The sequence below is a fragment of the Streptomyces dysideae genome (assembly GCF_001514305.1).
Taxonomy (GTDB): domain Bacteria; phylum Actinomycetota; class Actinomycetes; order Streptomycetales; family Streptomycetaceae; genus Streptomyces; species Streptomyces dysideae.
The window spans coordinates 236,904-247,096 of record NZ_KQ949078.1; the positions used below are offsets into that span (position 1 = coordinate 236,904).

At 71.8% G+C, this 10,193-nt stretch carries 10 protein-coding genes; 8 read left to right on the plus strand and 2 right to left on the minus strand.

What is annotated here, in order from left to right; all coding sequences use genetic code 11:
• The first annotated feature begins 78 nt into the window (after positions 1 to 78).
• The 3 genes from AQJ91_RS09500 to AQJ91_RS09510 are packed head-to-tail and all read left to right on the plus strand — an operon-like array spanning position 79 to position 2,845.
• Positions 79 to 894, plus strand: a complete 816-nt coding sequence (locus AQJ91_RS09500) for a DUF5819 family protein (RefSeq protein ID WP_234381972.1) — start codon at positions 79 to 81, stop codon at positions 892 to 894.
• The gene (locus AQJ91_RS09505) at positions 891 to 2,096 is read left to right on the plus strand and encodes an HTTM domain-containing protein (RefSeq protein ID WP_067018403.1); all 1,206 of its coding nucleotides are present in this window, start codon (positions 891 to 893) and stop codon (positions 2,094 to 2,096) included. Before AQJ91_RS09500 ends, AQJ91_RS09505 begins: the two co-directional genes overlap by 4 nt.
• On the plus strand, positions 2,093 to 2,845 hold the full coding sequence (locus tag AQJ91_RS09510; protein WP_067018405.1) for a TrmH family RNA methyltransferase: 753 nt from the start codon (positions 2,093 to 2,095) through the stop codon (positions 2,843 to 2,845). The genes AQJ91_RS09505 and AQJ91_RS09510 overlap by 4 nt, the downstream gene beginning before the upstream one ends.
• On the opposite strand, the gene paaN is transcribed toward AQJ91_RS09510, so the two are convergent.
• Positions 2,842 to 4,536: a phenylacetic acid degradation protein PaaN gene (gene paaN / locus AQJ91_RS09515; protein ID WP_067018407.1), complete on the minus strand. Its 1,695-nt coding sequence runs from the start codon at positions 4,534 to 4,536 to the stop codon at positions 2,842 to 2,844. The two genes, AQJ91_RS09510 and paaN, sit on opposite strands and share 4 nt — an antisense overlap.
• A gap of 160 nt (positions 4,537 to 4,696) precedes the next feature.
• Between paaN and AQJ91_RS09520 the strand changes: the two genes are divergently transcribed.
• Positions 4,697 to 6,256 (plus strand): 3-hydroxyacyl-CoA dehydrogenase, encoded by a 1,560-nt coding sequence (locus AQJ91_RS09520; RefSeq protein WP_067018408.1) that lies wholly within the window; start codon positions 4,697 to 4,699, stop codon positions 6,254 to 6,256.
• The gene (locus AQJ91_RS09525) at positions 6,253 to 6,843 is read left to right on the plus strand and encodes a TetR/AcrR family transcriptional regulator (protein WP_067018410.1); all 591 of its coding nucleotides are present in this window, start codon (positions 6,253 to 6,255) and stop codon (positions 6,841 to 6,843) included. Before AQJ91_RS09520 ends, AQJ91_RS09525 begins: the two co-directional genes overlap by 4 nt.
• 9 nt (positions 6,844 to 6,852) lie before the next feature.
• Here AQJ91_RS09525 and AQJ91_RS09530 read toward each other — a convergent pair whose 3' ends face one another.
• Complete coding sequence (locus AQJ91_RS09530; protein ID WP_067018412.1) at positions 6,853 to 7,338, minus strand: Lrp/AsnC family transcriptional regulator; 486 nt, start codon at positions 7,336 to 7,338, stop codon at positions 6,853 to 6,855.
• Positions 7,339 to 7,528: 190 nt separating this feature from the next.
• Here AQJ91_RS09530 and pdhA point away from each other — a divergent pair, with 190 nt between their 5' ends.
• The 3 genes from pdhA to AQJ91_RS55340 form a co-directional block, all read left to right on the plus strand.
• Positions 7,529 to 8,656 carry a pyruvate dehydrogenase (acetyl-transferring) E1 component subunit alpha gene (gene pdhA / locus AQJ91_RS09535; protein WP_067018415.1) on the plus strand — a complete coding sequence of 376 codons (1,128 nt, stop codon included), beginning with the start codon at positions 7,529 to 7,531 and terminating at the stop codon, positions 8,654 to 8,656.
• Entirely contained in the window at positions 8,656 to 9,660 is a 1,005-nt protein-coding gene (locus AQJ91_RS09540; RefSeq protein WP_067018416.1) for an alpha-ketoacid dehydrogenase subunit beta, read from the plus strand. The genes pdhA and AQJ91_RS09540 overlap by 1 nt, the downstream gene beginning before the upstream one ends.
• Positions 9,660 to 10,193: biotin/lipoyl-containing protein (locus tag AQJ91_RS55340; protein ID WP_324617986.1), on the plus strand; the 534-nt coding region annotated here is incomplete at its 3' end. The genes AQJ91_RS09540 and AQJ91_RS55340, both read left to right, overlap by 1 nt.

Consider the following 10,193-nt stretch of genomic DNA (forward strand, 5'->3'; position numbering starts at 1 on the left):
TCTGACGGGCCGTCAAGATAGAACAGGTTCTACAAGAAGGGAACGTCCCCGCGCCCGCCCGTAAGGTGAGGGCGATGTGTGGGGCGGCGGGGGCTGTGCCCGGCGGGCGGGCCTGAGTACCGTGCCCGTGCGAACGCAGAGGGAAGACCGACCGGAACCGGGGAACGGGGCGGAATGAACGCGTACGACGGAGGGCCGACCGCCCCGGCCGGGGCGGAGCACCCGGCTGCCCCCACCCCGCCGTATCCCGGACCCCGCACCGGCGTCGCCGCCCTCTCCCTGCGCTACCAGATCGGCGCCGCCCTCGCCGTCGCGGTCGTCGCGATCACCGTCTGTGTCCACATAGGCATGGTGTTCCTGCACGTCGCCCCGCCGAACACGGTCACCAAGAAGCACGGCAAGGCGATCGACGACTGGCTCTACCCGGAGTTCGAGCAGAACTGGAAGCTGTTCGCGCCGAACCCGCTGCAGCAGAACATCGCCGTGCAGGTCCGGGCCCGGGTGCGGACGGCGGACGGCTACATACGCACCACCGGCTGGCAGGACCTGTCCGCCCAGGACGGCCGGGCCATCGACGGCAATCCGCTGCCGAGCCACACCCAGCAGAACGAGCTGCGCCGCTCCTGGGACTTCTTCGTCTCCACGCACGGCACCGACAACCGCCCGGTGGGCCTGCGCGGCGCCCTCGCCGAGACGTATCTGCGGCACATCGTGGTGCTGCGCCTCCACCGCGCGGACGCGGCCGGGAAGGGCGGCATCCTCGAACACGTCCAGGTCCGCTCCCGCACCACCGCCGTCCCCCCGCCCAAGTGGAGCGGCGAGCAGGTCTCCGCCACGCCGGTGTACCGCGAGTTGCCCTGGTGGTCGGTGCCGGCCGATGAGGCCGCCCGGTGAACCGCCTCTCCCTCGCGATCTCCGCCGCCGTCGCCCGGGTCACCGAGTCCGCGCTCGGCCCGTACCAGACGGCCGTGATCCGGATCGGGTTCACCGTGACCTGGCTGCTGTTCCTGCTGCGCGAGTTCCCGCACCGCCAGGAGCTGTACGGCCCCGACGGCCCCTGGGACTTCGACCTCGCCCAGCAGCTGATCGGGACGAACGGCTCCTTCACCGCCCTGATGTGGTTCCGCGGCCAGTTCTGGTTCGAGACCGTTTACGTCCTGGCCGTGCTGGCCGGCGTGCTGCTGCTGCTCGGCTGGCGCACCCGCACCATGTCCGTGCTGTTCATGGTCGGCGTGCTGTCGCTGCAGAACCGGTCCATCTTCATGGGCGACGGCGGCGACAACGTCCTGCACCTGATGTGCGTCTACCTGGTGTTCACGCGCTGCGGCCAGGTGTGGTCGCTGGACGCGCGCCGGGCACGCGCGCGTGCGGAGCGGACCGTGGACCGGACAGGTCCGGTCCTGTGGTCCGTGTTCGGCTTCGCGCTGGTCACGGTCACGGCCGCGGGCCGGCTCGACGGCGACCCGACCGTGCCCGTGATCCTGTGGGGCGTCTGGCTGGCGCAGGCCTTGTGGTGGCTCGTCGGGCGCCATACCAGGACCGGCCAGTCACGCATCCTGCTCGACGTCGTCGCCAACGTCGTGCACAACGGGGCCCTGCTGGTGATCATGGCCGAGGCCTGTCTGATCTACGCCACCGCCGGCTGGTACAAGATCCAGGGCTCCCGCTGGCAGGACGGCACCGCCGTCTACTACCCGCTCCAACTCGACTCCTTCTCCCCCTGGCCCGCCCTCGCCGACCTCCTCTCGGCCAGCGGCACCATGGTGATGCTGGTGACCTACGGCACGGTCGTCGTGCAGGTCGCCTTCCCGTTCACGCTGTTCAACCGGCGGGTCAAGAACGTCCTGCTGGCCGTGATGATCATCGAGCACGCGGGGATCGCGGTCCTCCTCGGCCTGCCGTTCTTCTCCCTCGCGATGATCTCGGTCGACGCGGTCTTCCTGCCGACGACCTTCCTGCGCCGCCTGGGCGGCTGGGCGGCACGCGCGCGTGCCGGGCTCCTACGGCGCTTCCCGTACGCCGACCGCATGACCAAGCCCTCCGAGCCGCGCACCCCGGAGAACCCCGAGCACACCCACGTAGGCTTCCCGGCATGACCGACCCCGTGGGCGCCTGGCACCGCCTCGCCGACACCGCCGTCCTCCTCGACGGCTTCCACGCCCTCAAGCACGCCGTGCGCTTCGGCGCGGAGGTCCCGGTGGCGGTCACCACCGACCGCGCCGCCGCGCTCGCCCTCGCCGAGGAGCTGGCCCCGGACGTACGGGACACGCTGGCCGTGCTCCTGACGGAGGTGCCGGAGGCGGCGTACACGTCCCTCGTCCCGCGCCCGCACCCCACCGCGGTGGCCGCGCTGGCGGTACGCCCGTCCCGCGCGGCCAACCTCGAGAGGCTGGCGCACACCCCGCGCACCGCCCCCGTCGTGGTCCTCGACAACCCGCGCAACCTCGGCAACGCGGGCGCAGTGATCCGCCTGGCCGCCGGCTTCGGCACCACCGGCGTGGTCACCACCGGCACCCTCGACCCCTGGCACCCGACGGTCGTACGCGGCGGAGCGGGCCTGCACTTCGCGACGGCGGTGGAGCGCCTGACGGTGGAGGAGCTGCCGCCGGGTCCGGTTTGCGCGCTGGACCCGGAGGGCGACGACATCCGGGGCATCAAGCTCCCGGACGACGCCATCCTGGCCTTCGGCTCCGAACGCACCGGCCTGTCCACGGAACTACGCGCGCGTGCCGACCACTTGCTGTCCCTACCGATGCGCCCCCAGGTCTCCAGCTACAACCTCGCGACGAGCGTGGCGATGACCCTGTACCACTGGAGCCTCACCGGGGGCGCTTTCGGGGCTTAGGCCTCCCGGCGCACTTCGATCACCCGGAACCGGTTGGCCACAAACGCCCCGTCACACAGCGCCGCGTTGGCCGCAGGGTTGCCCCCCGACCCATGGAAGTCGGAGAAGGCGGCCGTCTGGTTCACATACACCCCACCCGTGAGATTCAGCGACAACTGGGCCGCCTCCTCCAGGCAGACCTCCCGGACAGCCCGCTCAACCTCCGCGTCACTCGTGTACGCCCCGACCGTCATCGCCCCCTTCTCCCTGATGGTCCGCCGCAACAACTCCACCGCCCCCACCGCGGAGTCGACCGCAACAGCAAAGGAGACGGGCCCGAAGCACTCGCTCATGTAGGCGGCCTCGTCATCCGGCTTGGCCCCGTCCAGCTTCACGATGACCGGCGTACGAACCACCGCGTCGGGGAACTCCGGGTTGGCGATCTCCCGTGAGGCGAGGGCGACTTCACCCAGCTCCGAAGCCGCATCCAGCCGCGCCTTCACATCCGGGTTGACGATCGCACCGAGCAGCGCGTTGGCGCGCGCATCGTCCCCGAGCAGCCCGTCCACGGCGCGGGCCAGGTCGGCGACCACCTCGTCGAAGGACTTGGGTCCCTCCTCCGTACGGATGCCGTCGCGCGGGATGAGCAGGTTCTGCGGGGTCGTGCACATCTGGCCGCTGTACAGGGACAGCGAGAAGGCCAGGTTGGACAGCATGCCCTTGTAGTTGTCCGTGGAGTCGACGATCACCGTGTTGACGCCGGCCTTCTCCGTGTAGACCTGCGCCTGGCGGGCGTTGGCCTCCAGCCAGTCGCCGAACACGGTCGAGCCGGTGTAGTCGATGACCCGGATCTCGGGGCGGAGGGCCAGCGTCTTGGCGATGCCCTCGCCGGGCCGCTCGGCGGCCAGCGCCACCAGGTTCGGGTCGAAGCCCGCCTCGCCGAGCACCTGCCGCGCGACCTGCACGGTGAGCGCGAGCGGCAGCGCCGCGCGCGGGTGCGGCTTCACGACGACCGCGTTGCCGGTGGCCAGGGACGCGAACAGGCCCGGGTAGCCGTTCCAGGTCGGGAAGGTGTTGCAGCCGATGACCAGGGCGATCCCGCGCGGGACCGGCGTGAACTGCTTGGTCAGTGCCAGCGGGTCGCGCTTGCCCTGCGGCTTGGTCCACTCCGCCGTGTCGGGCGTGCGGACCTGCTCCACGTACGCGTACGCCACCGCTTCCAGGCCGCGGTCCTGCGCGTGCGGGCCGCCCGCCTGGAACGCCATCATGAACGCCTGGCCGGAGGTGTGCATGACCGCGTGCGCGAACTCGTGCGTCCGGTCGCTGATCCGCTTGAGGATCTCCAGACAGACCACCGCGCGCATCTCCGCGCCCGCGTCCCGCCACTCCCGCTGCCCGGACTTCATGGCGGGCAGCAGCACGTCGAGGTCCACGTGCGGGTACTCGACGCCCAGTTCGATGCCGTACGGCGAGACCTCACCGCCCACCCAGTCGTCCGTGCCGGCCTGGCCGAGGTCGAGGCGGTTGCCGAGGAGGGCGTCGAAGGCGTCCTTGCCCGCCGCCGTGTCCAGGCTGCCGTTCTCGCCGTAGGCCTTGGGGTGCTCGGGGTGCGGGGACCAGTACGCGCGCGTGCGGATCGCTTCCAGCGCCTGGTCGAGGGTGGGCCGGTGCTTGGCGATCAGCTCGTGGGCGGTCAGTTGGGCGGCGGCCATGCGGGACCAACTCCTCGTCTTGTGAACTCTTCGTCGAGCTCATGACCTGGGCAGAAACAGCAGCGGGAACAGCCAGTCAGAGTTAGAGTAACCGAACGATCGGTCGGTTCAAGGGGGTCCGCCGCATCTGTGGAAAACCCCGTGCGGGAGGATCGCGCACATGACAGCACTCGACCTCAGCAGCCCCGTGGCCGTCGTCGGCACCGGCACCATGGGCCAGGGCATCGCCCAGGTCGCGCTGGTCGCGGGCCACCCCGTACGGCTCTACGACGCTGCCCCCGGCCGCGCCCGGGCCGCGGCCGCCGCGATCGTCGCCCGCCTCGACCGGCTCGTCGAGAAGGACCGCCTCACCGCCGCCGACCTCCCCCACTCTCGGCTTCGCTCGAGTGGGGGCACCCCCATCGCGGCCCGCGCCCGGCTGCTGGTCGCCGAGAACCTCACCGACCTCGCGGACTGCGCCCTGGTCGTGGAGGCGGTGCTGGAACGGCTCGACGTGAAGCAGGAGCTGTTCCGCGCGCTGGAGGACATCGTCGGCGACGACTGTCTGCTCGCCACCAACACCTCGTCCCTGTCCGTCACCGCGGTCGGCGGTGCCCTCGCCAACCCCGGCCGCCTCGTCGGCCTGCACTTCTTCAACCCGGCGCCGCTGCTGCCGCTGGTCGAGGTGGTCTCAGGGTTCGCCACCGACGTCACGTACGCCACGCGCGCGTACGAGACGGCACGCGCCTGGGGCAAGACGCCGGTCGCCTGCGCCGACACCCCCGGCTTCATCGTCAACCGCATCGCCCGGCCCTTCTACGCCGAGGCCTTCGCGGTCTACGAGGCCCAGGGCGCCGACCCGGCCACCATCGACGCCGTCCTGCGCGAGTGCGGCGGCTTCCGGATGGGCGCGTTCGAGCTGACCGACCTGATCGGCCAGGACGTCAACGAGTCCGTCACACGCTCCGTGTGGGAGTCGTTCTTCAACGACGTCCGCTTCACGCCGTCGCTCGCCCAGCGGCGTCTGGTCGAGTCGGGCCGCCTCGGCCGCAAGACCGGACAGGGCTGGTACGACTACTCCGATGAAACCGGGGCAGCCGAGCGCTCCGAACCGCACACCGCCGAACCGGGCCAGCGGCCCGCGTACGTCGTCGCCGAGGGCGACCTGGGCCCCGCCTCCGAACTGCTCCAGCTGATCCGCGAGGCGGGCATCCAGGTCCGCGAGGACGAGGAGGACCACGGCACCCGCCTGGTGCTGCCCAGCGGCGGCCAGCTCGCCCTCGCCGACGGCCAGACCTCCGTCGAGTTCCGGGACGTCGTCTACTTCGACCTCGCCCTCGACTACCGCCGGGCCACCCGCATCGCCCTGTCCGCCTCCCAGGACACCGCCCCGCAGACCCTCGCCGAGGCCACCGGCCTCTTCCAGGCGCTCGGCAAGGACGTCAGCATCATCGGCGACGTCCCCGGCATGATCGTCGCCCGCACGGTCGCCCGGATCGTCGACCTCGCGCACGACGCCGTCGCCAAGGGCGTGGCCACCGAGGAGGACATCGACACCGCGATGCGGCTCGGCGTGAACTACCCCCTGGGCCCCTTCGAGTGGAGTCGCCGGCTCGGCCGCAACTGGGCCTACGCCCTCCTCGACGACCTGCACATGCGCGACCCCTCGGGCCGCTACGCGCCGTCTCTCGCGCTGTACCGCCACGCGTACGCCACCGACAAGCGGGAGGCCACCTCATGACCACCGCCAAGCGCGACACGTACACCCCGGAGACCCTGCTGTCCGTCGCCGTCCAGGTCTTCAACGAGCGCGGCTACGACGGCACCTCCATGGAGCACCTCTCCAAGGCCGCCGGCATCTCCAAGTCGTCGATCTACCACCACGTCTCGGGCAAGGAAGAGCTGCTCCGCCGGGCCGTCAGCCGCGCCCTGGACGGCCTCTTCGGGATCCTCGACGAGGAGCACGCGCGCGGGGGGCGCGCCTCGGACCGGCTGGAGTACGTCGTCCGCCGCATGGTCGAGGTGCTGATCGCCGAGCTGCCCTACGTCACGCTGCTGCTGCGCGTGCGCGGCAACACCGACACCGAGCGCTGGGCCCTGGAACGTCGCCGCGACTTCGACCACCGCGTCGCCGAGCTCCTCAAGGCGGCCGCCGCCGACGGCGACATACGCGGCGACGTCGAGGTGCGACTCGCGACCCGGCTCGTCTTCGGGATGATCAACTCCATAGCGGAGTGGTATCGCCCCGACGGCCGCGGCATGAACGAACGTGAGGTGGCGGACGCGGTGACGCAGCTGGTGTTCGGGGGGCTGCGCAGAGCCTCCTGACCCGGGGCCTCAGCCCTGTGGCTCCAGGTCCTCCTCCTCGAACACCAGCAGCGTGCGGGTGCTGAGTACCTCGGGGATCGCCTGGAGCCGGGTGAGGACCAGCTCGCGCAGGGCCCTGTTGTCGGGTGTGTGCACCAGCAGCAGGACGTCGAAGTCGCCGCCGACCAGGGCGATGTGCGAGGCGCCGGGAAGCTGTCTGAGCTGCTCGCGGACCGTGCGCCAGGAGTTCTGGACGATCTTCAGGGTGATGTACGCCGAGGTGCCGTGGCCGGCCCGCTCGTGGTCGACGCGGGCGCCGAAGCCGCGGATGACGCCGTCCTCGATGAGGCGGTTGATCCGGGCGTAGGCGTTGGCGCGCGAGACATGGACCCGTTCGGCGACCGACCGTATCGACGCGCGGCCGTCCGCCTGGAGCATCTGCAGGATGTCCTGGTCGATGGCGTCCAGGGGACGCGGGGGCGGAAGGGGGCTGCTGTTCTCCGGGCCCTCGGCCATTTGTTCAGGTGCCATGTCCCCCCGCCTCCATGCCGTGGACGTACTGCGTTCATTTCAGGCTGTGGAGAACCGTTTGTCCACAGCCTGAGGGTGCCTGTAGCCAAAATGTGCCGACGACCGAACAATCGGTAGGTGAGGCGCATCACAACCGTTGCGTCTCCCACAGCCGCTCCCACGAGGAGGTGCCGTCATGACGGTCATGGAGCAGCGGGGCGCGTACCGGCCATCGCCGCCGCCCGCCTGGCAGCCCCGCACGGACCCCGCGCCGTTGCTGCCCGACGCCCAGCCGTACCGCGTCCTCGGCACCGAGGCGGCGGCACAGGCCGACCCCGGCCTGCTGCGCCGGCTCTACGCCGAGCTGGTGCGTGGCCGCCGCTACAACGCGCAGGCCACCGCCCTGACCAAGCAGGGCCGGCTCGCCGTCTACCCGTCCAGCACCGGCCAGGAGGCCTGCGAGGTCGCCGCCGCGCTGGCGCTGAAGGACCGCGACTGGCTCTTCCCGAGCTATCGCGACACGCTCGCCGCCGTGGCCCGTGGCCTGGACCCCGTGCAGGCCCTGACCCTCCTTCGCGGCGACTGGCACACCGGCTACGACCCGCACGAGCACCGCGTGGCCCCCCTGTGCACGCCGCTCGCCACCCAGCTCCCGCACGCCGTCGGCCTCGCGCACGCCGCCCGCCTCAAGGGCGACGACGTGGTCGCGCTCGCCCTGGTCGGCGACGGCGGCACCAGTGAGGGCGACTTCCACGAGGCGCTGAACTTCGCCGCCGTCTGGCAGGCGCCGGTCGTCTTCCTCGTCCAGAACAACGGCTTCGCGATCTCCGTACCGCTCGCCAAGCAGACCGCGGCCCCGTCGCTGGCCCACAAGGCCGTCGGCTACGGCATGCCCGGCCGCCTGGTCGACGGCAACGACGCCGCCGCCGTGCACGAGGTGCTCTCCGACGCCGTACGGCACGCGCGCGCGGGCGGCGGTCCCACGCTGGTCGAGGCGATCACGTACCGCGTCGACGCCCACACCAACGCCGACGACGCGACCCGCTACCGCGGCGACGCCGAGGTCCAGGCCTGGCGCGAGCACGACCCGATCCTGCTCCTGGAGCACGAGCTGACCGAGCGCGGCCTCCTCGACGAGGCCGGAAAGCAGGCCGCCCGGGACGCCGCCGAGACCATGGCCGCCGACCTGCGCGAGCGCATGAACCAGGACCCGGTGCTCGACCCCATGGACCTGTTCGACCACGTGTACGCCGAGCCCACCCCGCAACTGCGCGAACAGCGGGCCCAGCTGCAGGCGGAGATCGACGCCGAGGGGACGCACTGATGACCACCGTCGCCCTCAAACCGGCCACCATGGCGCAGGCCCTCACACGGGCGATGCGCGACGCCATGGCCGCCGACCCGGCCGTCCACGTCATGGGCGAGGACGTCGGCACCCTCGGCGGTGTCTTCCGGGTCACCGACGGACTCGCCAAGGAGTTCGGCGAGGACCGCTGCACCGACACCCCGCTGGCCGAGGCGGGCATCCTCGGCACGGCCGTCGGCATGGCGATGTACGGGCTGCGCCCGGTCGTGGAGATGCAGTTCGACGCGTTCGCGTACCCCGCGTTCGAGCAGCTGATCTCGCACGTCTCACGGATGCGCAACCGCACGCGCGGCGCGATGCCGCTCCCGATCACCATCCGCGTCCCCTACGGCGGCGGCATCGGCGGCGTCGAGCACCACAGCGACTCCTCCGAGGCGTACTACATGGCGACTCCGGGCCTCCATGTCGTCACCCCCGCGACGGTCGCCGACGCCTACGGGCTGCTGCGCGCCGCCATCGCCTCCGACGACCCGGTCGTCTTCCTGGAGCCCAAGCGGCTGTACTGGTCGAAGGACTCCTGGAACCCGGACGAGCCGCGGACCGTTGAACCGATTGGCCGCGCGGTGGTGCGGCGCTCGGGCCGGAGCGCCACGCTTGTCACGTACGGACCGTCCGTGCCCGTCTGCCTCGAAGCCGCCGAGGCGGCCCGGGACGAGGGCTGGGACCTCGAAGTCGTCGACCTGCGCTCCCTGGTGCCGTTCGACGACGAGACGGTCAGCGCCTCGGTACGGCGGACCGGGCGAGCGGTCGTCGTGCACGAGTCGGGCGGGTTCGGCGGCCCGGGCGGGGAGATCGCGGCCCGCGTCACGGAGCGCTGCTTCCACCATCTTGAGGCGCCGGTGCTGCGCGTGGCCGGGTTCGACATCCCCTACCCGCCGCCGATGCTGGAGCGTCACCACCTGCCCGGCGTGGACCGGATCCTGGACGCCGTGGGGCGTCTGCAGTGGGAGGCGGAGAGCTGATGGCCCAAGTGCTGGAGTTCAGGCTGCCCGATCTCGGCGAGGGCCTGACCGGGGCGGAGATCGTCCGCTGGCTGGTCCAGGTCGGCGACGTCGTCGCCGTCGACCAGCCGGTCGTCGAGGTCGAGACGGCCAAGGCGATGATCGACGTGCCCTGCCCCTACGGCGGTGTCGTCACGGCCCGCTTCGGCGAGGAGGGCACGGAACTGCCCGTCGGGGCGCCGCTGCTGATGGTGGCGGTGGGGACACCGGCCTCCGGCGGTTCGACCGAGGGGTCGGGCAACGTGCTGGTGGGATACGGCACATCGGAAGCACCCGCACGGCGGCGGAGGGTACGCCCGACGGGACCGGCGGCACCCGTGCGGTCTCCGGGAGAGGGGGCGGGCGGCGCCGGGGACGCGGCGCCCGCCTCACACGGTGCCGGAGCGACTCCCCCCGGGGCCCGGAGCTCGACGGCTGACGCGGGCGAACGGGCCGTGTCCGAGGGCGCCCCATCCGCTCGCGCGCGGGGAGCGGGCGCTTCCGGCGCCGGCCTG